The organism is Sphingobium sp. RC1, assembly GCF_059738765.1.
The window spans coordinates 2370346-2395054 of sequence record NZ_AP027306.1; the positions used below are offsets into that span (position 1 = coordinate 2370346).

Genomic DNA, 24709 nt, shown 5'->3' on the forward strand with positions numbered 1-24709 from the left:
CGCCGCCTTAGCGATCAAGCATCCTGTCGAGCGCGGCCGCAATGGCGGTCATGCCCGGTAGCTTGGGATGATAGGGCGCGCTGACCGGCTTGCCGCCTTGCACCGGATAACCGTTCATCCACGGGTCCGGTGCACAGACATCATGACCGACGGTAAGGCGCGAGGCCGCAACAATGGATGAGCCGGTCTCCCGCGCCACGCGCGCCGTCAGCGCCGCCAGCCGTTTCGCCATGGCCCGCGCCATATCCGCATCTTGAGGAGAAACCGGCGTGGCAGCACAAAGGCCTTTCCCCGGAAGCACCACAGGATAATCGACCCATATCAGCTTGGCCTTGGGCGCGCGCTGCCGCACTTCGGCCGCGATACGGCGGAGCGCTGCGTCCAGCGCCGTCCATCTTTCTTCCTTAGGCGCCAGGGTGGGCGGACAGCGAACCCCGCTCGCCGCATTCACCTGACGGCAGGACGCCCCCATCAGCCCCCCGATATAGCCCACATCATTGCCGCCAATGGTGATGGTGACGAGCCGCGTTTCCGCAGTCAGCGCTTCAATCTGCGGGCGGATGCCAGCCCAACCGTCGAGTACCCCGCTGGTCGTCGCCCCGCTGCAACTGACATCGATCAGTTCCAGCCCACGCCGTTTTGCAAGCTGCTGGGCATAATTGTTTGCGGAGCGGGCGCACATGGCCGGCTTGCTGTTCGCGGATGGCACAATGCCCGGCCCTGCAGCGAAGGAACTGCCCATCGCCACATAGACCGATCCCGGAGCAATGCCGCCATCGTGCCGAACGCTCTGGTCATGCGCGCAGCCGGTGACGGCAGCAACCAACCCCAGCAGGAAAAAGCGAGGGAAGGAAGTCCGGAAAAACCGCCGCATCGGCCTTGCTCCTCAATCCAGATTCGGCCGCAGCCAACGCTCCGCCGTTTCCAGGTCAATCCCGCGCCGTTGCGCATAATCTTCCAACTGGTCCCTGCCCACGCGCGCCACGCCGAAATATTCCGCCTGCGCGTGGCCGAAGTAAAAGCCGCTGACCGCTGCGGTCGGCAGCATGGCAAAGCTCTCCGTCAACGTGATGCCCGTCGCATGATGCGCGTCCAGCATGTCGAACAGCAGCGGCTTCAGGCTGTGCTCGGGACAGGCAGGATAGCCGGGAGCCGGGCGGATGCCACGATATTGCTCGCGGATCAGCGCTTCGTTGGTCAACTGCTCGCCCTCCGCATAGCCCCACAGAGCGGTGCGGACATAATGGTGCAGTCGCTCGGCAAAGGCTTCGGCCAGACGGTCGGCCAGCGCCTTCAAAAGAATGTCCGAATAGTCATCGATAGCCGCCTTGAAGCGCGCGAGATGCGGCTCGATGCCATGGATCGACACGGCAAAGCCGCCCATCCAGTCGCCATTGGGGCTGATGAAATCGGCAAGGCACATGTTTGCCCGGCCCTCGCGCTTGGCGATCTGCTGGCGCAGCATCGGCAGTGTGACATGCTTTTCGTCCTCGACATGGACGATGATGTCGTCGCCCTCGCGGCGGCAGGGCCACAGCCCGACCACTCCGCGCGCCGTCAGCCACTTCTCGCTGACGATCTTGTCCAGCATCTTCTGCGCATCGTTGAACAGGCTGGTCGCGCTTTCGCCCACCACCTTATCCTCCAGGATCGCCGGATAATTGCCCGCCAGTTCCCAAGCGCGGAAGAAAGGCGTCCAGTCGATATAGTTGATCAGGTCCTTTAGGTCCCAATCGGGGAAGCCGTGGATACCCGGCAGCAGCGGACGGGGCGCCTTCAGCGCCTCATCCATCTCGAATGCGTTGGCACGGGCATCCTCGATTGACAGCAGCTGGCTCTGCCCCTTGCCTTCGCGCGCCTTGCGGACATGGTCATAGTCATCCTTCGTCTTCTGGACGAAATCGGCTTTCTGCGTTTCGGAAACGAGCGCCGTCGCCACGCCAACCGCGCGGCTGGCGTCCAGCACATGAACGACCGGGCCGGTAAAGGCCGGATCGATGCGCAGCGCGGTATGCACTCGCGAAGTGGTCGCGCCGCCGATCAGCAGCGGCATGGTCATGTTGGCGCGCTGCATTTCCTGCGCCACCGTCACCATCTCATCCAGCGAGGGGGTGATGAGGCCGGACAGCCCGATCATGTCGGCATCATTCTCATTCGCCGCCTTGATGATGTCCTGCCACGGCACCATCACGCCCATGTCGATGACTTCAAAGCCGTTGCACTGAAGCACGACGCCGACGATGTTCTTGCCAATGTCATGAACGTCGCCCTTGACCGTCGCCATGATGATCCGGCCCTTGCCCTTGGCGCCCGGTTCCTTCGACGCTTCTATGAAGGGTAGCAAGTGCGCCACCGCCTTCTTCATGACGCGGGCGGACTTCACCACCTGCGGCAGGAACATCTTGCCCGCACCGAACAGGTCGCCGACGACATTCATGCCGTCCATCAGCGGGCCTTCGATCACTTCGATAGGCTTGACGGCGGCCAGACGGGCCTCTTCGGTATCCTCGACCACATACATGTCGATGCCCTTGACCAGCGCATGTTCCAGTCGCTTGGCCACCGGCCAGCCGCGCCACTCCTCTGCCGCCTTTTCGGACGCCGCATCCTTGCCCTTGAAGCTTTCGGCCAGCTCCACCAGCCGATCGCCCGCCTCCGGGTCGCTGTTCAGCAGCACATCCTCACACGCCTTGCGCAGCGCCGGGTCGATCGCGTCATAGACGTCGAGCTGCCCGGCGTTGACGATCGCCATGTCCAGACCCGCCGGAATGGCGTGGTAGAGGAAGACGGAATGCATCGCCCGCCGCACCGGCTCATTGCCACGGAAGGAGAAGCTGAAGTTCGACAGCCCGCCCGAAATATGGACATGCGGGCAGCGTTTCTTGATTTCACGACAGGCCTCGATGAAGTCGACGCCGTAATTATTATGCTCCTCGATCCCCGTCGCCACGGCGAAGATATTGGGGTCGAAGATAATGTCCTCGGGCGGAAAGCCGATGCCGACCAGAAGCTTGTAGGCGCGCTCGCAAATCTCGACCTTGCGCTGCTGCGTGTCGGCCTGCCCGGTTTCGTCGAAGGCCATGACGACCACCGCCGCACCATAGGCCATGCAGAGGCGGGCATGATGCAGGAAAGCCTCCTCGCCCTCCTTCATGCTGATCGAGTTCACGATCGGCTTGCCCGACACGCATTTCAGCCCCGCCTCGATCACTTCCCATTTGGAAGAGTCGATCATCACCGGCACGCGGCTGATATCCGGCTCCGAAGTCATGAGCTTGAGGAAAGTCGTCATCGCCTCGACCGCGTCGAGCAGCCCTTCGTCCATGTTGACGTCGACAATCTGCGCGCCGTTCTCCACCTGATCGCGGGCGATGTCGATGGCAGCGGCATAGTCGCCCGCCATGATCAGCTTCTTGAACTTGGCCGAGCCGGTGACGTTGGTGCGCTCACCGATGTTGACGAATGTGGCGGTGGAGGTCTGGGTCATTTTATTCGCTCGTCACCCCAGCGAAAGCTGGGGTCTCCTGATTTGAAGCGCGCCCCTTGAGGCACGAGATCCCAGCTTTCGCTGGGATGACGTTTATATCTTAAGCAGCGATATGCATGGGCTCCAGCCCAGCCAACCGTGTCACCACCGGCAATTCCGGCACCTGTCGCGGCTTCTGCCCTGCCAGCGCCTTCGCCACCGCGCCGATATGCGCGGGCGTCGTGCCGCAGCAGCCGCCGACCATATTGACCAGCCCCTCATCCACCCACTGGCGGATCAGCGAAGCCGTCGTCTCCGGCAGCTCATCATATTGCCCAAGTTCATTAGGCAGGCCAGCATTGGGATAGGCCAGGATCAGCGTATCGGCATTCTTCGCCAGTTCGCTCAAATAAGGCCGCAGCAAATCCGCCCCAAAGGCGCAATTCACCCCGATGGTCAGCGGCTTCAAATGCCGCAGCGAATACCAGAAGGCGTTAATCGTATGCCCGGACAGGTTGCGCCCCGACATGTCGGTAATCGTGAAGCTCAGCATCAACGGCACCGGCCGCCCCGCCGCCGCCTCGGCCTCGCGCGCGGCCATCCCAGCCGCCTTGGCGTTCAGCGTATCGAAGCAGGTTTCGACCAGCAGGAAATCCACCCCGCCATCGATCAACGCGTCGCACTGCTCGCGATAGTCGGCCTTCAGCGTGTCATAATCAACCTCGCGATAGGCCGGATCGTTCACGTCGGGCGAGATCGACAGCGTCTTGTTCGTCGGCCCGATCGACCCCGCCACGAAACGCGGCTGCCCGTCCTTGGCCGTCGCCGCTTCGCACGCCTTGCGGGCTAGGTTCGCGGCGGCGATGTTGATCTCCCGCACCAGATGCTCGCAACCATAGTCGGCCATGGCGATCTTCGTGGACGAGAAAGTGTTCGTCTCGATCATGTCCGCCCCGGCGTCGAGATAGGCGGTATGGATGCCCTCGACGATATCAGGCCGGGTCAGGCACAGAAGGTCGTTATTGCCCTTCTGATCCTTTGTCAGGTCGAGCGTGCCGCGATAATCCGCCTCGGTCAGCCCATGCTTCTGGATCGACGTGCCATAGCCGCCGTCGAATATCATGATCTTCTCGGCCGCGACTGCGCGGAAACGTGCCTCGGCGGTCATGCCGTCTTCTCCAATTGCGGCCGAAGCCCGAGCAAGTGACAAATCGCATAGCTCAGTTCCGCCCGGTTGAGCGTATAGAAATGAAAGTCACGCACCCCGCCCGCGTACAGCTTGCGGCACAATTCCGCCGCCAGCGTCGCAGACACCAGTTGCCGCGCGGCGGGCAGGTCATCCAGTCCTTCAAACAGCTTGCCCATCCAGCCGGGCACATCGGTATTGCACATGGCCGACATGCGCTGAACCGCCGCGAAGTTGCTCACCGGCATGATGCCCGGAATGATGTCCGCCGTGATGCCCGCCGCCGCCACCGTATCACGAAAGCGGAAGAAGGTTTCGGGTTCGAAGAAGAATTGCGTGATCGCTCGGCTAGCACCGGCATCCAGCTTGCGCTTGAGGTTATCGATATCGCTCTGGGCGCAGGACGCATCCGGGTGCGTTTCGGGATAAGCGGCCACCGAAATCTCGAACGGGTGACGCTTGCGCAGACCCTCGACCAGTTCCGCTGCGCCCTTGTAACCCTCAGGATGCGGCTGAAACTTCGTGCCCGCTTCCGGCGGATCACCGCGCAGGGCAACGATATGGCGCACACCCGCTTCCCAATAGGCGTCCACCACCTCGTCGATCTCGGCCTTGCTCGCCGCGACACAGGTCAGGTGCGCGGCAGCCGACAACGGCGTTTCCTTCGCGATCCGCGCCACCGTATTGTGCGTCCGCTCCCGCGTCGAACCGCCAGCGCCATAAGTCACCGACACGAACTTAGGCGCGAGCGGCGTCAGCGTCTCGATCGCCGACCACAGCTGCTCTTCCATCTTCTCCGTCTTGGGCGGGAAGAATTCGAAGCTCACATTCAGATCGCCCGCCAGATCGGCGTAGAGCGGCGCTTGCCAAGCCCGCGCGGCCTCTTCTTCGACGGATTGGAAGCTCAGGGTCATAGGGAAAGTCGTCCTTCGATAGGCAGGATTCGCGCGCCCCGGCGGCGGCCCAGCCATAATACTACCGTCAATTCCTGGCCGGGCAGCACTTCCACCCGTTCCAGCTCCAAACCTGCGTCCGCAAACCAGCTTTCGATCTGCTCGTCCGAAAAGCCAAGCCGCGCATGCTGATCGCGCAGCCGCAATTCTTCCCGTTCATGCGCCGCGAAATCGGCGATCAGCACCCGGCCGCCTGCACCGGTGACGCGCGCCGCTTCCGCAATCGCCGCTTCGGGCGCCTGCGCATAATGCAGAACCTGATGCAGAACCACGGTGTCCACGCTGCCCGGCTCCAGCGGCAGGGCGCCGAAGTCGCCCAGCACCAACGCATATTTGTCACCTGCATCGGCAGGCAGCTTGGCCCGCGCCAGCCGCAACATATCGGGGCTACGGTCGAGCGCCGTAACCTGACCCGCCGAGCGCCCGAACAGCTCGATCATCCTGCCCGTACCCGTGCCGATATCGAGCAAATGGCCGATCGCCTCCGCACTCAAAAGCGCGGTCATGGCCGCTTCGACATCGACATCGGGCACATGCAGCGACCGGATCGCATCCCATTCCTCGGCATGTTCCGCGAAATAGCTTTCCGCCGCCCGTGACCGATCCGCACGAACCGCCGCCAGCCGGGCAAGGTCGGCCTTTTGCCACAAATCTTCGCTTTCCGACGGCACCAGCTGATCGAACAGGGTCAGGAAAGGCGCCATGGCCTCGCCCCTGACCAGTCGCAGGAAAACCCAATTGCCTTCCTTGCGCCGTTCGACCAGACCCGCCTCCGCAAGGATACGGACGTGGCGGGATACGCGCGGCTGGCTCTGCCCCACGACCTGCGCGATTTCACCGACCGCAAGCTCCATGGCGCGCAGAAGATAGATGATGCGCAGCCGCGTCGGATCGCCAAGGGCGCGAAAAATGTCGAGTGCGGCGCTCATGGGCACATCATATAAAGAAATCTTTATATACGTCAATGGGCCTGCCGCCCTTCAAACAGGCCATGGAAGTGGAAGCCCGGAAATTGGCGAGTCGCACTATGGGGATTGCCTTGAGTGATCCAAGGCATTACGAATCGGCCCCGCAGGCGCAATGGGGGGTGAACTTTTCTCCGAGAGTGGTCTGCGACGTTTTTATCTCTGAGAGGGGTTTGCCCATGTCCAAGTCGATTGCTCTTTCGCTCGTTCTCGCCGCTTCGCTCGGCCTCGCTGCTTGCTCGAAGGGCGAAGACAACGCCGCCAATGCTTCGGCCAATGCTGCTGAGAACGCTTCGAATGCTGCTGACAACGCCATGAACGCTGCCGAGAATGCTGCTTCGGACGCCAGCAACGCCGCTTCGAACGCCAGCAACGCTGCATCGAACGCTGCCGCGAACGCGATGTAATTCCCTTCTCGGGATTTTTGGAAACAGGGCCGCCCGGCAACGGAGCGGCCCTTTTCTTTTGGGATGCGCGATTTCAATGAAAAGGGCCGCCCTTTTGGGGCAGCCCTCCGCTATCCACCAATGGGCGGCTGATCAGCAGTCCCGATCGATCGCCCGGCCAGCCAACGCACCCACGCCTGCCCCGAGGATCGCGCCCGTCGTGCCGTCGCCGCGGCGGCCATAGCGGCCACTGCCCTTGCCGATTTCATTGCCCAGCAGGCCACCGGCGATCGCGCCTATGATCGTGCCGCCCGTGCCATTGTCCCGGCAGCGATAGCCACCACGATAGCCACGATAATAATTGTCGCGATAGTAGCGGTCGCCACGATAGCCGCGATAATAATCACCCCGGTATCCGCGATAGCCCCGATCGCCGCGATAATAGTCGCCGCGATCATAACGGCCCCAGCCGTCGCGTGCCTGCGCAGGCGCGGCGGTTACGGCCAAGGAAGCAACGCCCATTGCCAGCGCGGCCCCCATATTGATCAGAAACTTGGTCTTCATGGCGTGCTCCTCAATCATCTCGTTACCGACTCCGGCGCGTCTCCGCCGCCCCATCGATTGCACCCCTTTTGGCCGATTCGCATTGAGCCAAGCCTGAATGGGCGTGTCAGCCACCGTTCAGATAAAAAGCACCGTCCCCAGCGGGTTGCCACTCATCACCGCACCGGAAAAACTGGCCCCTGTCCCGCAGGCGAACAGCATATATGAGCAATCAGCCGTTGGTCCGGCAGGCCGGATTGCCTATGGCGGGGCGATGCGCCGTATTCTGATCGTCCTGCTGCTTGCGATCCTGCTTTTGCCGGCGCCCCACAAGAACAAACCTGAACTATTTGGGCCTGGTCCGCTGCTCGTTACCGCGCGCGCCCTGCCACTAAACGCGTCCGATCCAGCTATTCACAGCATCGGCCCTCTCGATTATCTGGGAGGCTGGCAACTCAGCAGCCCGCACCATGGATTTGGCGGCATCTCATCCCTGCTGGTAGATCAGCAGGGACAGGTTCTGGCGCTGAGCGATTCCGGCACTCTGATGGGTTTCGCGGTCAACCCCGCCCTCGATAGCCGCCATCCCTTCATCGCTCCCCTGCCAATCAGGGCGCAGGACGGATCCCAGCCATGGTGGGCGTGGGATTCAGAGGCGATGGCCCATGATCCGGAATCGGATCGCTACTGGGTCGGCTTTGAGATGCTTCAGCGCATCTGCCGCTACGCCCCCGGCTTTTCGCGGGTGGAAACGTGCCGCACTTGGCCGGAGATAGAAGCCTGGCCGGAAACGGGCTCGATCGAATCCATGGCGCGCTTACCCGACGGGCGCTTCCTCGTGATCGCGGAAATGGGAATGACGGCGGATGGAAGCCATGACACGCTGCTCTTTGCCGGAGACCCGGCGGAGCAAAGCACCGCATCGCCAATGCACCTTCGCTATGTAGCGCCACGGGGCTATCGTCCGACGGATGCCGTCGTTCTGGATGACACTCACATTCTGGTGCTCAATCGCCGCGTGACGCTGCGCGATCTGTTCACGGCCACTCTGGCCCTCATAGAGCTGCCATCCCATCCGGAATCCGGCGATCGGTTGACCGCCCGCACTATCGCCCGTCTTGCTCCACCCCTGCTGGCCGATAACTTCGAAGGGCTGGCTATCACGCGCGAGGCCGGGCGCACTATCGTCTGGATCGTGTCAGACGATAATCATGAATTTTTTCAGCGTACCCTGCTGCTGAAATTCGCGCTGCGCGGGGCGCCCCGCACCCATTGAGAAAAAAGCAGCATCAGGCAGCAGGAATGACGTGCGGGCGCATCCTCCCGGCACGCAAAAAAGCGGCCCGTTTCCAGGCCGCTTCTTAAAGCCGAAACGAATCGAACCGAATCAGGCGGCCGGAGCGGCCTGCTTCTTGACGATGTCGCGCTTCAGACGGCGCGCCTTCAGCGACAGCTTGTCGTCGTTGGTCTTCAGCAGCCAGTTGTCCAGCCCGCCATTATGTTCAACCGAACGCAGGCCATGCGTCGACACGCGCAGCTTGACGGTGGTTTCCAGCGTTTCGGAAATCAGCGACACATTCTGCAGGTTGGGCAGGAACACGCGCTTCGTCTTGTTATTGGCGTGGGAAACATTGTGACCCACCTGGCGGCCCTTGCCGGTCAGCTCGCAAATGCGCGACATAGTCAATCAACCTTGTAGTTCATGTTCGTTCGGAAAGCGGCGCCAGTAGCGGGATTCCGGAAAGCCGTCAACCCGCCCACCGGCCAGATCGGATCGCTTTCGCAACCCTTTCCACGGCTCGGACGTTTGCAGCCGATAGACGAAAGGAGGGAGCAATGCGACTCATTGGTGGCTTGTTGGTAATTGTTTTGCTGATGCTGGCTGCTGGCATCGCGACCGGCTTCATCGACCTGCAAAAGACCCAGGAGGGCAGCCTGCCCAAAATCGCCGTGGAAGGCGGGCAAATGCCGAAGTTCCAGGCCGACGTGGCCAAGGTCGAAGTGGGCACGCGGAACGAAACCGTCGAAGTGCCAACCGTCGATGTGAAGAAGCCCTGATCATTTTATAGACGATAGCTATGCTGTAAGGGCTGGCGGATGGCACCGCCCTTTCCGCTTCCCGAACCCATGCGCCGCGCGCTCGAACTCGCACGCACGGCGGAACTTGCGGGTGAGGTGCCGATCGGCGCCGTCGTCACGCTAGAGGGGCGGATCATTGGCGAAGGAGAGAATCGCAACAGGCGCGATTGTGACCCGACCGCCCATGCCGAAATCGTCGCGCTTCGAGCTGCGGCAGAACGGCTGGGCGATTTCCGCCTCACCGGCTGCGACCTTTGGGTAACGCTGGAACCCTGCCCCATGTGTGCGGGGGCCATATCCCACGCGCGCATCGCCCGGCTCTATTATGGCGCTGCCGACCCCAAGGGCGGAGCGGTCGAGCAAGGCCCCCGACTTTTCACGCAACCCCAATGCTTGCACCGCCCTGAAGTCTATGGCGGACTGGGCGAAGCGGAAGCGTCAGCGCTGCTGCGTGACTTTTTCGCTGCCCGCCGCTGAATAATCGATGCGATAGAGGGTGTAGGGCAAGGCAAAGCCGCTCTTCAACGCCACGGGATGCAGCCAGCCGGGAACATCACCCCGCATCAACCCTGCATAGAAGCCGCGGGGGCTGCGGGATTGGTAAACCGTCCCTTCCGGAAAGCCGGGGCAGATCAGCAGGTAGGTCGCATGATGCCGCGCGGCGATCGGCCGGAACCCGTCTGCCGATCCGTCAAAGGCATGATGCAGGTCCAGGATCACCTTGCCGTTGCGATGATAGGGACCCGCGATCGCGCTATGATGCGTGGTCGCGATCAGGCGCGGCCCCAGGTCCACCATTGTGAAAATGGTAGCGGAAGGAAGCTGGTTCAGCACCTCCAGCGCGGGCAGCGACCGGCAGCGGCCATTGGCCTTGCTGATCGACTGTAGTCGAGTTTTCGCCGCCGGGCGTTGCGGTTTTAGCTTTTCGCCGGTGACGCTGGCCCACAACTGATTGATCTGCGGATAAAGCGGCGTCGCGAATGCGGCCACGGCGAGCAGCGCGGCTCCGACGATGCCGAACACCCGCGCAAGAGGCCTGCCGAAGAATATAAGCTGAAGCACACGATGGGCGGCCCACGCCGCCGCCGGGATGGCGAGAAGCTGCGCCGCTGGTCCGGCCCGCAACTGCCAAAAAAGCAGCGCCGTCGAGAACAGCATCATCAGACCGACCGTCGCCCAGGCCCACAGCCGATCGCTATCGCGCCGCGACTCCCAAAGCGCCCAGATCAGACCGAACAGCCCTGCGACGGGAATGGCCATCAGCGGCACGATCAGGCTCCACGCCTGAACCGTGATCGGCTTGGCCTCACGAATATTGGCCAGCCACAGCCGCTCCAGTTCCGGCGAAATCTGATAGGCGCCCGTCAGGCATTGGGGCCAGTTCAGCCATGCAAAGGCCGCGACGGCGCCCCCCACCAGCACGCCAGCGCCCAGCCGGGCCTGCCAGCTGCGTAGTGGCAGCAGTGCCAGCAGCGTCATGCCCGCGCCCACTGCCCCGAATATGGCGACCCAGATAGGCGAGATAGCGTCGCACACCATCTGCCGGTTCGCGTAGCTGGCAAAGAGCAGGAACAGGATGGAAACCGAGCCAGCAAGGCTCACCGCATAGGGCAGCATCCGCCTCGCCGCGCCTTCCTTGAATACCCAGCGAAGCGCGATCAGCGCCCCGCCCGCCGCCAGATAGACGATCATCTCCATGCCGATGGTGATCGACAGCGCGCTGCTCACCCCCGCCACGATGCCGCCGCGCAACCAGTTACGGTCGATCAGCCCCGCGAGCATCAGCACCGTCAGGGCCAGCTGCCACCCATGGTGGTCGATCCGCATCGGCAGGAACATGCTGATGCCCATCTGCGCGGCGAAAGGAGCCAGGGCGGCCAGTATCCAGCCATTGCCCCCAGCGAGGCGGCGCGCGATGAAGCCGAGCCCCAGCATCAGCGGCAATAAGGGTAGCGTCGGCGCGATGGCGCAGGCCAGCCGATCCGCCAGCCCCTGCTCCAGGAAAGCGCGGAAGAACAGCATCAACGCCGCAATCGGCAGATCGACCAGCCGCGACCAGTGAATGTTGAACCCGGCAGGCGGATCCAGCCTATACTGCCGTAGATCGTACCACCCCTGCCCCGCCAGCCAGTCCCTAACCTGCAAATACCGCATATTGTCGTCGGTATCGTTGAGCGTCAGCCAGTGGATGGCAGGCCAGCGCGAATAGAGCAGCCAGGTCACGGCCGCGACCCACATCAGGAAGGTCAGCCATTTCCAGTGCACCTGCGCCCATGCAGACGTCCAGACGAGGGCGCGCCGGGATCTTTCCCGCAGGGTGAAGCCGCTTTGCAAGTTCATGGCCGGTGGATTAGAGCGTTCGCATCAAATCGCAACGGGGCCTTCATGAAATTGCTGTCACGTCTGACGCCGGAACGGCAGGCCCTGTTCTGGCAGATCGTGCGATATGGCCTCAGCGGCCTGTTCATCACAGCCTGTCAGGCAACCATCTACTGGACGCTCGCGGCTCTGGCCGGATGGCACCCGCAGCTTGCCAACATGACCGGTTATGTGGCGGCGGTCCTGATCGGCTATGTCACCCACAGCCTCTTCACCTTTCGCGATCAGGGGAGCGGTGGCAGCCAAGCCGCGCGCGGCGTCAAATTCGTGGCCGTATCCCTACTGAGTTATGCGCTGAATGCGCTCTGGGTCTTCCTCTGCGTCACCCATATGCGATGGCCGGAATGGTCGCCCATCCCGGCCATGATATTCGTGACGCCAGCCATAGTGTTTGGCCTCAACCGCCAATGGGTGTTCCGCTAGGCTCGCCTCAATGGACGAAGCGGGCCACCACATCCCTGTACGACCGGCTGACCTTCACCTGAGCGCCTGATTCCAGCACCAAAAAGCATTCGCCATTGGTATGCGGCTTCACCTGCCGCACTTGGCTGAGGTTCACGATGGTCGACCGATGCACCCGCTGGAAATTGCGCGGGTCGAGCCGCTTCTCCAGATCCTTCATCGTCTCGCGCAGGATGAGCGAATTGTCGGCCGTGTAAATGCACATATAGTCGCCCGCGGCATCGATCCGCTCGATCGAATCGACATCGACGCGGAAAATCTGACCCCGGTCCTTGATGTTGATGAGCTTCTCGAACCGATTTGACGACGGCGCCTCTTCATCCGCGTTGAAATCGTTCATGGCATCAGGAGCGACCTCCGCCAGCACCTCGCGCAGCTTCTCCGCTTCCTGCACCTGCTTCTTTTCGGACAGGCGCTGGCGCACGCGGTCCAGTGCGTCGGCAAGCCGCCCTTCATCGACCGGCTTCATGAGGTAATCCACCGCCTGCGCCTCAAAAGCCCGAATCGCATGATCGCTATAGGCGGTGCAGAAGATGAAAAGCGGCGGCTCAACCTCCATCAGGCCCTGAACGACGGAAAAGCCATCGAATCCCGGCATCTGAATGTCGAGGAACACAAGGTCGGGTTTATGCGTCTTTATGGCGCGGATGGCTTCGCGGCCATTCGAGCAAGTTTCTACGATTTCGACATCCTCATGCGCTTCCAGACGCAGCTTGAGGCCTTGAATAGCCAGGCTTTCGTCATCGACGAGGATTGTTCTGATGGTCATGCGGCCACTTTCGATGGTTCATCCAGATTAAGCGGCATTTCGATATGGACCGAAAAGCCGCTTGGCGTGGAACGCGTTTCAAAGCTCTGTCGTTCCCCGAACGCCTGAATCAGGCGATCGCGGATATTCGCCAGGCCAACGCCTGTCCCCTCACTCACTGGGATGTTCGGGCGAGTGAACCCCTCGTTCAATCCCGGGCCGCTATCCGATACGACGATCCGGACATTTTCACCGGCAGGCTGCGCCGTGATGGAGATTTCGGCGCCTTCCTCCTTGGGGGTGACCGCATATTTGATGGCATTTTCCACCAGTGGCTGGAGCAGCAGGGAAGGCAATCGCGACTGCGCCACTGCCGGATCGATGTTGAATACCGGCCGCAAGCGGTCCTCGAACCGCATCTTCTCAATCTCCAGATAGAGTTTGAGCGTCTCCACCTCCTGCTCGATCGTCACCTGCGCTGTGGGTTCATTGATCAGTGTATAGCGCAAAAAGGACGACAGGCGTGAAAGCATCGCGTTGGCGCGATCCGTCTGCTTCAAAAGCACCAGCGTGGATATGCTGTTCAGCGTATTGAACAGGAAATGCGGATTGAGCTGATAGCGCAGCATGGCGAGTTGCGCGCTCGACGCCTGATTTTCCAGATGCAGCAGCTGGTCCGCCTGCTCCTCCACCTGAAGGTAGAAGTTGATCGCATAGTAAAGCGCCGACCAGGCACCCAGCAGCGTTATGCTGAGATAAAAAGCGCCAAGGAAGAGTTGCAGCCCCGCCGTTTCGCTCGCCCGGTTCTGGGTCGAAAAAACCCAGGCGTCGATAAAGGCGACCAGTCCAGCCGCCATTACCACGGTAACGATCGACGCACCCCATGTGATGATCGGCCGCTGTCTTTGCAGAAACCGGAATATGACCGCGATCAGCAGGGTCACCGAATAGCCCGACACGGTTGAAATCATCACCGGGATCAGGCTGGAAAGCGGTTGCCCATTGGCGATGGTGGACGACCCGCGCAGCAGGAACGCACCCGCCCATCCGACGGATTGCAGGTTCCAGAAAGCGCGGTTCTTGTCAGCGAAAAAAGGCTGAGGCTGAATAGGTTGAACAGACATCGCCGCCAGCCTAGGCGAATTCAGGTTCAGGGTGAAGCCACCCAAGTTACGCCGCCGTAGCAGCTTCCTGATCCATCGGCGTGACCTCGTCGGGGCAAAGCCAGACAAGGTCCCTCAACTCCAGCGACCGGCCGTCATGGGCCTGAATGGTCACCCGGCGGATGGGCTGACCGTCACGCTTGTCCGCCAGCACCTGGCAAGACGGCGATCCGCATCCCCATTTCTCGCCCCATTGACGCAGCGCGATCATGACCGGGGCCAGTTCCTGCCCCTTTTCCGTCAGGCGGTACTCGATCTTGCGCCGGTCGCACTGCATCGGCTGACGCAGCATGATCCCATTCTCGACCAGCCGGGACAGCCGGTTCGCCAGAATGTTGCGCGCGATGCCTAGCGACGACTGAAAATCTTCAAAATGCCGGATGCCCGACAACGCGCCGCGCAGGATGAGAAACGACCAGCGCTCGCCCATCGCTTCCAACGCGCTGGGGAGCGCGCACTGTTCCAGGTCCTGCGCCAGATTATGTTTCATCGTCCGTCTAGATAGCTCAAAGCCACAGCCCATGCAAAAGAGCAGCCATTTTGCGTCAAGATGGGATTTTTTTGTTGCACAGCAAGATGCTTCCCGGACAATCGGGTCACGATGCTGCGTCAATATGAACTTGTTGAGCGGGTGAAGCGCTACGATCCGGATGCGGACGAAGCGATGATCAACCGCGCCTATGTCTTTTCCGTCCAGAAACACGGGTCTCAGAAGCGCGCCAGCGGCGACCCCTATTTCAGCCACCCCATTGAAGTCGCGGGCATCCTGACCGATTTCAGCCTGGACGATCAGACGATCGTCACCGCGCTGCTGCACGACACCATAGAAGACACGCTCGTCACCTATGACGAGATTGAAAGCGCGTTCGGCAAGGACGTCGCCAAGATGGTCGATGGCGTCACCAAGCTGTCGAAGATCGAAGCGATGTCGGAAAATGAGCGGGCGGCGGAAAACCTCCGCAAATTCCTGCTCGCCATGTCGGACGATATTCGCGTGCTGCTGGTGAAGCTCGCTGACCGGCTGCACAATATGCGCACCCTGCACTTCATCAAGAATGAGCAGAAGCGCCGCCGCATCGCCCGCGAGACGATGGACATCTATGCCCCGCTGGCTGAGCGGATCGGCATGTACGACTTCATGCGCGAGATGCAGCTGCTCGCCTTCCGGGAACTTGAGCCGGAAGCCTATGACAGCATCACCAAGCGCCTCGAACAGCTGAAGGAAGGCGGCCACGGCAAGGTCGATCGCATCGGCGCGGAACTGCAACTGCTGCTCGGCGGCAAGAACCTGCCCGTCACCGTGTCGGGCCGCGAAAAGCACCCCTATTCCATCTGGAAGAAGATGCAGGAGCGGCACATCAGCTTCGAACAGCTGACCGATGTCATGGCCTTCCGCGTGATCACCGAGACGACCGAGGATTGCTACCGCGCGCTCGGGGTCATCCATCAGACCTACAAAATGGTGCCGGGCCGGTTCAAGGATTACATCTCCACGCCCAAGCGCAACGGCTACCGCTCGTTACACACCACGGTGATCCATCAGGATAACGCCCGGATCGAGGTGCAGATTCGCAGCCGCGACATGCACAACGACGCCGAACTCGGGCTCGCGGCGCACTGGGCCTACAAGCAGAAGGGTGACGCGGCCGACCATCATGCGGCGTGGCTGCGCGACCTCGTCGAAATCCTGGAACAAAGTCAGGATGCGGACGAGCTGCTCGAACATACCCGCATGGCGATGTATCAGGACCGCATCTTCGCCTTTTCGCCCAAAGGCGAGCTGCACCAGCTGCCCAAAGGTTCAACGCCGGTGGACTTCGCCTATGCCGTCCATACCTCGCTGGGCAACCAGACGGTCGGTGCCAAGGTCAACGGCCGCGTGGTGCCCTTGCGTACCGGCCTTGAAAATGGCGATCAGGTCGAAATCCTGAAATCTGAAGGGCAGGAGCCGCAGCCGGGCTGGCTGACCTTCGCCATCACCGGCAAGGCCCGCGCCGCCATACGCCGCTATATCCGGCAGAAGCAGCGCGGCGAGGAAGTGGCGCTGGGTGAGAAGCTCTATGAGGAGATCATCGGCCGCTTCTCACCCGAATTGGCGAGCGAATTGGGTGACAAGGCGCTGAAGGCCGCGCTGAAGCGGCTGAAGCTGGATGATCGCGCGTCGCTGATGGTGGCCATCGCTACCCATCGCCTGCTCGATTCAGAGGTGATGGAGGCTCTTATCCCCGGCTCCACCAGCGTAGACGGGATAGAGGAAGCGCATCCGCGCCAGCACGCCCCCGTCTCGATCCGCGGCCTGACGCCCGGCATCGCCTATAATCTGGGCGACTGCTGCCACCCTGTACCCGGCGACCGCATCGTCGGCGTGCGCCGCACGGGCGAACCGATCGAGGTGCACACCATCGACTGCCGGTCGCTGGAAGCCGGGCAGGACGACGATTGGGTCGATCTCAGCTGGGACAGCAAGTCCAAGGGCGGCACCGCGCGGCTCCAGGTCATCGTCAAGAACCAGCCCGGCGCGCTTGCCGCCGTCGCCAACGTGTTCGGCGCGACCAAGGCGAACATTCTAAACCTCCAGTTGGTCAACCGCGAAGGGCCGTTCCACACCGACATCATCGATCTTGAGGTCAACGACGCCCAGCACCTGAACCGCATCCTCTCGGCATTGCGAGCACTGGACGCGGTGGTGCAGGCCGACCGGGTTTAATCCGCGAAGGCGTACCTGCTCCCCCTCCCGCAAGCGGGAGGGGATCAGCCTGATCTTCTCCCCTCCCGCAAGCGGGAGGGGGCCGGGGGGTGGGCTAGCGCAACGTCGGAGCTTATTCATCAGCGGCCTCGCCAAAGGCTCGCTACGCTCGCGCCCACCCCTAGCCCCTCCCGCTAGCGGGAGGGGAATAAAGCGCACTCAACACCCCCTGCCCGTCACTCACCCCCCACCTGTATCCCCCAAACCACACCCCCTACAAAAAACATCCTATTTCCCCCACACCCTCCCAATACCGCTGTCCTACACAGCCCCAACCTGCCTATCCCCCAGCCGTCCTCGAAACGTCGAACCGCTTCCCACGACGCCCACGCGCGCTCGGGCACGCGCGCGCATATGGTGTGAACTTCGGGACAAAAATGGCACTTTTTCGCCATTCCCTACGTCACTTTCAACTTTCGCGTGACAGGAAACCTCCAATTCTGTAGAGGCCCCCGCAGCAGACCCTTCGGGGTCTTCCGTCCGAGACAGTCGGTGAAGGGAATCTGCCCTTCTTAATTTCCGGCCTAGACGGGGAAAAGCTCTTTACCGGCCGGGCCTTGTTCCTGTTCGGGTCTGCCTGTTCTCCTCCAGGGATACGGGCCAGTCGATCTCTCCCCTTCGGACCAATGCCCCGCGCAAGTCGCGGGTTTTTGCCGTTCATCGGGTCGTCCGATGAACATGAAGTGGAGAATGGCATGGATCGTAATCAGAAAGCTGAGGTCGTTTCCGCGCTGAACGCACATCTGGCAGATGTTGGCGTGGTCGTCGTGACCCGCAACCTCGGGCTGACGGTCGCACAGTCGACCCAGCTGCGTCAGAAGATGCGCGAAGCCGGTGGCACCTACAAGGTTACGAAGAACCGCCTCGCCAAGATCGCCTTTGAAGGCACCAGCTATACCAGCCTCAGCGACCTGCTGACTGGTCCGGTTGGCCTCGCCTCCTCGGCTGATCCGGTTGCAGCCGCCAAGGTTGCAGTCGATTTCGCCAAGACCAACGACAAGCTTGAGATCGTTGGTGGCGCGATGGGCGAAGTGCTGCTCGATGTAGAGGGCGTCAAGGCGCTCGCATCGTTGCCGTCGCTGGATGAACTGCGTGCGAAGATCGTTGGGCTGCTCGTTGCACCCGCGACCAAGCTCGCGACTGTCACCCAGGCACCGGCTGCGCAGCTCGCGCGGGTCTTCAACGCCTATGCGGAAAAGAACGCGGCCTAAGGGTCACGGCTTTTCCCGAAATACGTTTTCAACTCAATCATGGGGCACATGCCCCACCCAGAAGGGAATATTATCATGGCAGACATCAACGCACTGGTCGATCAGCTCTCGGCTCTGACCGTTCTCGAAGCCGCTGAGCTCTCGAAGGCTCTGGAAGAAAAGTGGGGCGTTTCGGCCGCCGCTGCTGTCGCAGTTGCCGGTCCGGCTGCTGGCGCCGCTGCTCCGGCTGCTGAAGAGCAGACCGAATTCGACGTGATCCTGACCGGCGACGGTGGCAAGAAGATCAACGTCATCAAGGAAGTCCGCGCCATCACCGGCCTGGGTCTGACCGAAGCCAAGGCGCTCGTCGAAGGCGCACCCAAGGCTGTCAAGGAAGGCGCCAGCAAGGACGAAGCCGAGAAGATCAAGAAGCAGCTGGAAGAAGCCGGCGCGACTGTCGAGCTCAAGTAATCGGTTTTGCTCCGCCCCGCGCGGAGTACCGATCCAGCTCAGCTGGAAGGAGGGCGGTATCTTCGGATGCCGCCCTTTTTTCTGTACCATACAGGCGGAGCAGCCTGCCTGGGTCCTCCTGGATCAGTCGACCCTAAACGCGCGCCAGCGCTTCTATAAGCGCCTGCCCAAGCCCCTTTACGGCCGCATCATCAACGCCCGCGTCCACAGCCTCCTCCAACGCGGACGCATGACCGCCAATATCGGCATAGCCAAAAATCCCGGCCACGCCCGCCAATCCATGGGCGAGATGCAAAAGGCGGGAGCGATCCCCGGCTTCAAGCGCCGAAATGATGGCACTCCGATCTGACGCGGCCCGCGCATGGAAGCGCTGTCGCAACTTCTGCATTTGCGCTTCGGCATCGCTCATGGCTCCAGCAATGTCCGCACGGTCCCCGCAAGGCTCATCGGGTCGAACGGCTTGGCCAGCACGGCTCGCGCACCGAGGGCTTTGAGGTTAGTGACGTGCCGTGGATGAGTTTTGGCCGTGATGAATGCGACGCGAATTGTCGCGGTGGCGGGGTCGACCTGCAACGCCGCCAAAGTCGCAGGCCCATCCATGCCCGGCATCATCACATCAAGCAGGATGAGAGCAGGCTGCCACTGCCTCGCCTGCTCCAGCGCTTCCGCACCCGAGGCCGCCGTTCGCACCTCGAACTCCGGGTCCAGCTCAAGCGACATGGCCGCGATCTCCCGCAGGTCCGCCTCGTCATCAACATAAAGAATGCGGGTCAACTTGGGCCTTTCTGTCAATTCGGCATCACAGCGGCAATTCGACAATGAACGTCGCCCCTGTTTCCGCCGCGGAATCCAGCGCGATGCTTCCGCCATGCGCCTCTACGATAGCTTTGCTGATCGCCAAGCCAAGGCCGGTGCCCGCATGGCCATGCTGATGCGCACCGTCCTCCTGCTCGAAACGCTTAAACAGCCGCGCACGAAACTCCGGCGAAATCCCCGGCCCCTCGTCAGCAACGCTGATCCGCGCGACATCCCCTGCCCGATCAAGGGAGACATGGACGGTCCCGCCCGAGGGCGAAAATTTGCAAGCGTTGGACAATAGGTTGGCCATCACCTGACACAGGCGATTGCCATCAACCTTCGCGACGACCGCTTCGGCCGGGCGATCGAATTCAAGCTTAACACCGAAACGCTCGGCATATGGCCCAATCTGCTCGATCGCCTCGGTCAGCAACAAGCCCAATTCCCGTTCGTCGAAATGGAAGACCAGCTTGCCCGATTGAAGCTTGTCCATGTCCAGCAGATCATTGACCAGATGAATGAGCCGCTCCGCATTCTTGCTGCCGATCGCGACCAGTTGTTTGGCCCTGTCAGGCAATTCCCCAGCGGCGCCACCCGCCATTAGTCCCAATGCGCCAGAGATAGCGGTCAACGGCGTCCGCAATTCGTGACTGACGGTCGATACCAGTTCGTCCTTCAAGCGGCTGATCTGCCGCTCCTGCGTCACATCCCGCGCCGTCATGATGAACCGCCCCCCACGGATCGACTCGCGCCGTATATCCAGGATGCGTCCATCCCTGCGCTGAATCTCCAACCGCCGACTATCACTAGTGCGGATGGACTCGACAAAGCCTGCGACGATCTGATCCGGGTCGCCGGGTCCCAGTTCGCCGCGTTGCGCGGTCAGGCGGATAAGTTCACGCGCATCCCTTCCGCCCGTCACGCTATCGGGAGCATAGTCGAACAGATCGACGAAGGCCTGGTTCCACAGCATCAGCCGCAGGTCCCGATCTACCACCGCGACGCCGCCGCTCACATTCTCCACTGTCAGCTTCAGCAACTGGCGTTCGTCATCAAGCTTGCGCCGATGTTCGTCAGCCGCAAATCCTTCGACCCGCAATTCTATCAGGTCGATCACCGTCCGTGCCAGCTGGGCGAGCCGGTGCCGATCACCGTCGCTGAAATCACGCGGTTTGTAATCGACGATGCACAAGGTTCCAAGCGGCTGGCCATTGGCCACCCGCAAAGGCGCACCGGCGTAGAAGCGGACGTGCGGCGGCCCTGTGACCAATGGGTTGCCGCTAAACCTCGGATCCTTCGTCGCATCCGGCACCACCATGACCTCCGGTTGCAGGATCGCGAAGGCGCAAAAGGCAACGTCCCGTGAGGTATGGGTTTCATCGATGCCACACGCACCGCGAAAACATTGCGTGTCCGATCCCACGATCGACACCAGCGACATTGGCACATCGAACAGGTCAGCTGCGAACTGGGTTATATGGTCGAACGGGCGTTCGCGGCCGATGCCGCCAAGCCGGTAATGCTCCAGCGCTCGCAACCGGTCGGCCTCATCCGCCGGGATGGGAGGCTTCACCGCCTCGGTGCCCTTGGGCTGGCGCTCCTGCATCGTTGGCATCGGTCCTCAAGTCCCGCTTATGATCACGGCACCAATCGACACCTTAACCGGAACGAAATCAACACCTTCCTTGAGGATCCATGTCAAAGCGGGTCGGGATCGAGATAGAGATAGCGCGCGTCGAATTCGGCGAGAGACTTCAAACCCTCAAGGTCAATGATCTGCGCTTCACCCCGCTGATATTTCAGAAGCCCCCGGTCGCGGAGCAATCTGAGAGTGCGGTTTACATGGACCGCCGTCATGCCAAGGCTGTCGGCGAGCTGAGATTGGCTCATCCCAATGTAGAACCGGTCATTCGCCTGACCGATCACCTGTAGACGGACATATAGTTCGCAAAAAAGAGCCGCCATCCGGCCCGCCGCCGAACGCTGGCCGAGCGACAATTCCCATTCGCGGCTCATGCACGCATCCAGGTTTGTGCTGAACCAGTACAGACGGCCGATACGCGGCCACTGCTCGATCAACTGGCGGATTTGCTCATGGGGCACCAGGGTCACGACGCAATCCGTCAGAGCCATGACATCATGCTCAAGCCGCTTCAGCGTGAAGCCATGAATGTCGACAAAGTCGCCCGCTACGTGGATTTGCGTAATCTGCCGCTTGCCGTCCGCCAAATCCTTGAAGCGGCACATCACCCCTTCGAGCAGCAATGTACTCGCCTCCAGAGGTTCGCCCTCATGCACGATGATGCTGTTGCGAGACACATGACGGCCCGGCGGCGTGATCGCCCGGATCGCCTCTTCCTCTTCCGGAGATAACGGGTGACGGAACCTAAGCTTGGCGAGATGCGCCTCTACCATCGCGGTCTCCTGGGGCGAGCCGGAGACACACAGCCTCGCTGAAGGACACCCGTCCCATCTGTACGCCAGAATCACTCCTTATGTCGATCCAGCCCGTCAGATCGACGACGCCCATCAGCACTTCCTCGCTCAGGATCGAGCGGATGCTGCTTATGGCAAGAGCACGGGCATCAACCTCTTCGGCCAACTCCCGGCCCTCGTAATCGCGGGTAAAGCCCGTGCCGTTGTGTAGATCGAAATGAAGGCGGCGCATGGCATGGGAACGCCGCCTCTGACGGTAAGTTTCACGTTGCTCAAGACACACACTTCATGCCGCGCGCCTGGAGCCGACTTTTCTGCTATTTAACGCGCCGCGAGCAGGATCGGCCGATCGGCCGCCGCCTGCGCAAAGTGTTGAGCGCGCAAACTGCTCAGCATGTTGTCCCTGTCCGTCGCGTCATTCGCCACAATCACCCATGCCTCGAACTTCGACCCGGGGCGCACCTCCTGCGGTAAGGGGTAGAGCGATCCCATCGATCGGATAGCGCGCATCGATATGCGATCGACACTGCGGGATGCCGAAGAGCCCGCCAGAGAAATATTCTCCGGCCGTCCTTGTTCTCCCAGACGGAATTGCACGCGGGAATATCCGACCGATGCTCCGTCACGATAAAGGGACGTTGCCTGACGGATGCTCCGCGACAATCTTGATGCTGTCCGATCCGTCCACTTTTCATAGCTTATTGCGCTTTTATCGGGTGCTACCACCGTCAGTTGCCCAGATCCCTGCCTGGCATCTGCCGCCATCGGCACAGCCAAGCAGACGCAAAGCGCCGCCATCACAGGCTTGGCATACATAGAGGCCTCCTCTGTTTCTCTAGTAATTTTTACTGAAAGGCCGCTGCGGCAGCGTCGGACCAGCCGAGAGCAGCGGGAGCTTATATATTGCAAAGCCGCCTGGCCGGGTAACAAATTATCACCAATGAAGTCATGGGCATAAGAATTATTTCATCGGAGCTTAATTTTCTGATCGAATGTGGCTTACCCGCGTTACTTGGCTGAGCTTGGAAAGAATTTTGGCTAAGCCTCGGCACGGATTTGATTTTCAGACCTTACCTTACGGCAACGCCGCACGACTCAGGTGGAAATCGCCAAGCCGACGGCTTCCCCAACCTTGATGCCATCAATGGCCGCCGACAATATGCCGCCTGCATAGCCCGCGCCTTCGCCAGCCGGGTAAAGTCCGGCCACATTCAGACTCTGAAAATCCTTGCCGCGTGTGATGCGGATGGGGGATGAGGTTCGGGTTTCGACACCGGTCATGACCGCATCAGGGTGATCATAATTGGCAATCTGTCGACCAAATGCAGGCAGCGCCTCGCGAAAGGCGTCGATTGCAAAGTCAGGCAGGCAAAGGGACAGATCGGTCATGGTGACGCCCGGCTTGTAGGAAGGGACGACTTCCCCCAGCGTCGTGGAGGGACGCCGCGCCATGAAATCGCCGACCTTTTGGCCTGGAGCCCAGTAGGAGGAGCCGCCCGCGACAAAGGCCTGGCTTTCCCAATGCCGCTGAAGGTCGATGCCCGCCAAAGGCCCTCCGGGGAAATCCCGATCCGGCTCTATGCCAACCACCAGGCCTGAATTGGCGTTGAATTCCGCGCGGCTATATTGGCTCATGCCGTTGGTGACGACACGTCCTTCTTCAGACGTGGCAGCGACCACGCGTCCCCCCGGACACATACAGAAGCTGTAAACGGTGCGGCCGTTCTCGCAATGATGCGCAAGGCTGTAGGCCGCCGCTCCAAGTACCGGATGACCCGCACAATTGCCGTAGCGGGCTCGATCGATCCAGCTTTGTGGATGTTCGATCCGCACCCCTATTGAAAAAGGCTTGGCTTCGATATGAACGCCGCGCCGGTGCAACATCTCGAAAGTCGGGCGGGCGCTGTGTCCGACGGCAAGTACGACATGGTCGGCCTCTATAAAGCTGCCGTCGGAAAGATGCAGTCCGCGCAGGCGCTGCGTTCCGTCGCCTTGCCGCTCCATTTCCAGTTCGTCGACCTTGTGCTGCCAGCGATATTCGCCGCCCAACTGCTCGATCTGGCGGCGCAGGCTTTCGACCATGCTGACGAGGCGAAACGTCCCGATATGGGGATGCGCTTCGGTCAATATATCTTCAGGCGCGCCCGCAGCGACAAATTCCTCCAACACCTTGCGGCCCAGGAAACGCGGGTCCTTCACACGGCAATAGAGCTTGCCATCCGAAAAAGTGCCCGCGCCGCCTTCCCCGAACTGAACATTGCTATCGGGGTTCAGCTCGGCCCGCCTCCACAGGCTCCAGGTATCTTTGGTCCTTTCCCGCACAACCTTGCCTCGGTCCAGGATTATGGGCCGGAAGCCCATCTGCGCGAGGATCAGTCCCGCGAAAATCCCACATGGGCCTGCGCCCACCACGACCGGGCGCTTCCCCGACCAGCCCTGTGGCGCATGCGTGACAAAGCGGTAGTCGGTGTCCGGGCGGCGGCGCACGTCATGGTCGCCCGCCAGCCGTTCAAGCACTGCGGCCTCGTCCACCAGCTCGACATCGACAGTATAGACCAGCTGGATTGCACTCTTTCGCCGGGCATCATTCCCCCGGCGCACGATGACGTGACAGACGAGGTCCGATGCCTCAATTCCCAGCCGCTCGCAAATGGCGGCAGCCATCGCATCGGCCGGGTGGTCGAGGGGCAGTTTGAGGCCGGAGAGACGCAACATGGCGCCGCCTCTAGCCGCATTTA

General features: G+C 61.4%; 26 protein-coding genes. 8 read left to right on the forward strand and 18 right to left on the reverse strand.

Going from position 1 to position 24709, the window contains the following annotated elements; translation table 11 throughout:
- Window positions 1-7: 7 nt before the first annotated feature.
- The 5 genes from AC6JBC_RS11810 to AC6JBC_RS11830 form a co-directional block, all read right to left on the reverse strand.
- Window positions 8-874 (reverse strand): SGNH/GDSL hydrolase family protein, encoded by an 867-nt coding sequence (locus AC6JBC_RS11810; protein ID WP_498024435.1) that lies wholly within the window; start codon window positions 872-874, stop codon window positions 8-10.
- A 12-nt stretch (window positions 875-886) separates the two neighbouring features.
- Window positions 887-3487: a methionine synthase gene (gene metH, locus AC6JBC_RS11815; RefSeq protein ID WP_498024436.1), complete on the reverse strand. Its 2601-nt coding sequence runs from the start codon at window positions 3485-3487 to the stop codon at window positions 887-889.
- Window positions 3488-3587: 100 nt separating this feature from the next.
- A complete protein-coding gene (locus AC6JBC_RS11820; protein WP_498024438.1) occupies window positions 3588-4634 on the reverse strand; it encodes a homocysteine S-methyltransferase family protein in 1047 nt (348 codons plus the stop codon).
- Complete coding sequence (gene metF, locus AC6JBC_RS11825) at window positions 4631-5566, reverse strand: methylenetetrahydrofolate reductase (protein ID WP_464788062.1); 936 nt, start codon at window positions 5564-5566, stop codon at window positions 4631-4633. The genes AC6JBC_RS11820 and metF overlap by 4 nt, the downstream gene beginning before the upstream one ends.
- Window positions 5563-6534, reverse strand: a complete 972-nt coding sequence (locus tag AC6JBC_RS11830) for an ArsR/SmtB family transcription factor (RefSeq protein WP_498024440.1) — start codon at window positions 6532-6534, stop codon at window positions 5563-5565. The genes metF and AC6JBC_RS11830 overlap by 4 nt, the downstream gene beginning before the upstream one ends.
- A gap of 215 nt (window positions 6535-6749) precedes the next feature.
- On the opposite strand from AC6JBC_RS11830, the gene AC6JBC_RS11835 reads away from it, so the two are divergent.
- Window positions 6750-6977, forward strand: coding sequence for a circumsporozoite protein (locus AC6JBC_RS11835; protein WP_498026071.1), 228 nt, complete (start codon window positions 6750-6752; stop codon window positions 6975-6977).
- A 132-nt stretch (window positions 6978-7109) separates the two neighbouring features.
- On the opposite strand, the gene AC6JBC_RS11840 is transcribed toward AC6JBC_RS11835, so the two are convergent.
- Window positions 7110-7520 carry a hypothetical protein gene (locus tag AC6JBC_RS11840; protein ID WP_498024441.1) on the reverse strand — a complete coding sequence of 137 codons (411 nt, stop codon included), beginning with the start codon at window positions 7518-7520 and terminating at the stop codon, window positions 7110-7112.
- Between the two features lie 253 nt (window positions 7521-7773).
- On the opposite strand from AC6JBC_RS11840, the gene AC6JBC_RS11845 reads away from it, so the two are divergent.
- A complete protein-coding gene (locus tag AC6JBC_RS11845) occupies window positions 7774-8775 on the forward strand; it encodes an esterase-like activity of phytase family protein (protein ID WP_498026072.1) in 1002 nt (333 codons plus the stop codon).
- A 111-nt stretch (window positions 8776-8886) separates the two neighbouring features.
- Here AC6JBC_RS11845 and rpmB read toward each other — a convergent pair whose 3' ends face one another.
- Entirely contained in the window at window positions 8887-9180 is a 294-nt protein-coding gene (gene rpmB / locus AC6JBC_RS11850) for a 50S ribosomal protein L28 (protein ID WP_196225248.1), read from the reverse strand.
- Window positions 9181-9335: 155 nt separating this feature from the next.
- Between rpmB and AC6JBC_RS11855 the strand changes: the two genes are divergently transcribed.
- Together AC6JBC_RS11855 and AC6JBC_RS11860 are read left to right on the forward strand one after the other, a co-directional pair.
- Window positions 9336-9557, forward strand: a complete 222-nt coding sequence (locus AC6JBC_RS11855; protein ID WP_498024442.1) for a hypothetical protein — start codon at window positions 9336-9338, stop codon at window positions 9555-9557.
- A gap of 39 nt (window positions 9558-9596) precedes the next feature.
- Window positions 9597-10055: a nucleoside deaminase gene (locus AC6JBC_RS11860; protein WP_498024443.1), complete on the forward strand. Its 459-nt coding sequence runs from the start codon at window positions 9597-9599 to the stop codon at window positions 10053-10055.
- Here the strand turns inward: AC6JBC_RS11860 and AC6JBC_RS11865 are convergent.
- Window positions 10017-11918 (reverse strand): hypothetical protein, encoded by a 1902-nt coding sequence (locus tag AC6JBC_RS11865; RefSeq protein ID WP_498024444.1) that lies wholly within the window; start codon window positions 11916-11918, stop codon window positions 10017-10019. The two genes, AC6JBC_RS11860 and AC6JBC_RS11865, sit on opposite strands and share 39 nt — an antisense overlap.
- Window positions 11919-11963: 45 nt before the next feature.
- Between AC6JBC_RS11865 and AC6JBC_RS11870 the strand changes: the two genes are divergently transcribed.
- Window positions 11964-12380 (forward strand): GtrA family protein, encoded by a 417-nt coding sequence (locus AC6JBC_RS11870; RefSeq protein WP_498024445.1) that lies wholly within the window; start codon window positions 11964-11966, stop codon window positions 12378-12380.
- A gap of 7 nt (window positions 12381-12387) precedes the next feature.
- Here the strand turns inward: AC6JBC_RS11870 and AC6JBC_RS11875 are convergent, their stop codons facing one another.
- Genes AC6JBC_RS11875 through AC6JBC_RS11885 form a run of 3 tightly spaced genes read right to left on the reverse strand, consistent with a single transcriptional unit; the run spans window position 12388 to window position 14820 of the window.
- Window positions 12388-13188, reverse strand: coding sequence for a LytR/AlgR family response regulator transcription factor (locus tag AC6JBC_RS11875; protein ID WP_196225243.1), 801 nt, complete (start codon window positions 13186-13188; stop codon window positions 12388-12390).
- A complete protein-coding gene (locus tag AC6JBC_RS11880; protein WP_498024446.1) occupies window positions 13185-14291 on the reverse strand; it encodes a sensor histidine kinase in 1107 nt (368 codons plus the stop codon). Before AC6JBC_RS11880 ends, AC6JBC_RS11875 begins: the two co-directional genes overlap by 4 nt.
- A 46-nt stretch (window positions 14292-14337) precedes the next feature.
- Entirely contained in the window at window positions 14338-14820 is a 483-nt protein-coding gene (locus tag AC6JBC_RS11885) for a winged helix-turn-helix transcriptional regulator (protein WP_498024448.1), read from the reverse strand.
- A gap of 111 nt (window positions 14821-14931) precedes the next feature.
- Here AC6JBC_RS11885 and AC6JBC_RS11890 point away from each other — a divergent pair, with 111 nt between their 5' ends.
- The 3 genes from AC6JBC_RS11890 to rplL all read left to right on the forward strand — a co-directional run bounded on the left by AC6JBC_RS11890 (window position 14932) and on the right by rplL (window position 18737).
- Window positions 14932-17037 carry a RelA/SpoT family protein gene (locus AC6JBC_RS11890; RefSeq protein WP_464788054.1) on the forward strand — a complete coding sequence of 702 codons (2106 nt, stop codon included), beginning with the start codon at window positions 14932-14934 and terminating at the stop codon, window positions 17035-17037.
- Window positions 17038-17771: 734 nt separating this feature from the next.
- On the forward strand, window positions 17772-18287 hold the full coding sequence (gene rplJ / locus AC6JBC_RS11895; RefSeq protein ID WP_498024449.1) for a 50S ribosomal protein L10: 516 nt from the start codon (window positions 17772-17774) through the stop codon (window positions 18285-18287).
- A gap of 75 nt (window positions 18288-18362) precedes the next feature.
- Window positions 18363-18737, forward strand: a complete 375-nt coding sequence (rplL, locus tag AC6JBC_RS11900; protein WP_449471019.1) for a 50S ribosomal protein L7/L12 — start codon at window positions 18363-18365, stop codon at window positions 18735-18737.
- Between the two features lie 133 nt (window positions 18738-18870).
- On the opposite strand, the gene AC6JBC_RS11905 is transcribed toward rplL, so the two are convergent.
- The 7 genes from AC6JBC_RS11905 to AC6JBC_RS11935 form a co-directional block, all read right to left on the reverse strand.
- A complete protein-coding gene (locus AC6JBC_RS11905) occupies window positions 18871-19146 on the reverse strand; it encodes an Hpt domain-containing protein (protein ID WP_498024450.1) in 276 nt (91 codons plus the stop codon).
- On the reverse strand, window positions 19143-19511 hold the full coding sequence (locus tag AC6JBC_RS11910) for a response regulator (RefSeq protein WP_498024451.1): 369 nt from the start codon (window positions 19509-19511) through the stop codon (window positions 19143-19145). Before AC6JBC_RS11910 ends, AC6JBC_RS11905 begins: the two co-directional genes overlap by 4 nt.
- Before the next feature lie 25 nt (window positions 19512-19536).
- Entirely contained in the window at window positions 19537-21141 is a 1605-nt protein-coding gene (locus AC6JBC_RS11915) for a GAF domain-containing sensor histidine kinase (RefSeq protein ID WP_498024452.1), read from the reverse strand.
- A 92-nt stretch (window positions 21142-21233) separates the two neighbouring features.
- The gene (locus tag AC6JBC_RS11920; protein WP_498024454.1) at window positions 21234-21950 is read right to left on the reverse strand and encodes a Crp/Fnr family transcriptional regulator; all 717 of its coding nucleotides are present in this window, start codon (window positions 21948-21950) and stop codon (window positions 21234-21236) included.
- Complete coding sequence (locus tag AC6JBC_RS11925; RefSeq protein WP_498024456.1) at window positions 21922-22203, reverse strand: DUF6894 family protein; 282 nt, start codon at window positions 22201-22203, stop codon at window positions 21922-21924. Before AC6JBC_RS11925 ends, AC6JBC_RS11920 begins: the two co-directional genes overlap by 29 nt.
- 89 nt (window positions 22204-22292) lie before the next feature.
- Window positions 22293-22787, reverse strand: a complete 495-nt coding sequence (locus AC6JBC_RS11930; RefSeq protein WP_498024457.1) for an energy transducer TonB family protein — start codon at window positions 22785-22787, stop codon at window positions 22293-22295.
- A gap of 279 nt (window positions 22788-23066) precedes the next feature.
- Entirely contained in the window at window positions 23067-24686 is a 1620-nt protein-coding gene (locus AC6JBC_RS11935; RefSeq protein ID WP_498024458.1) for an NAD(P)/FAD-dependent oxidoreductase, read from the reverse strand.
- Window positions 24687-24709 lie beyond the last annotated feature (23 nt).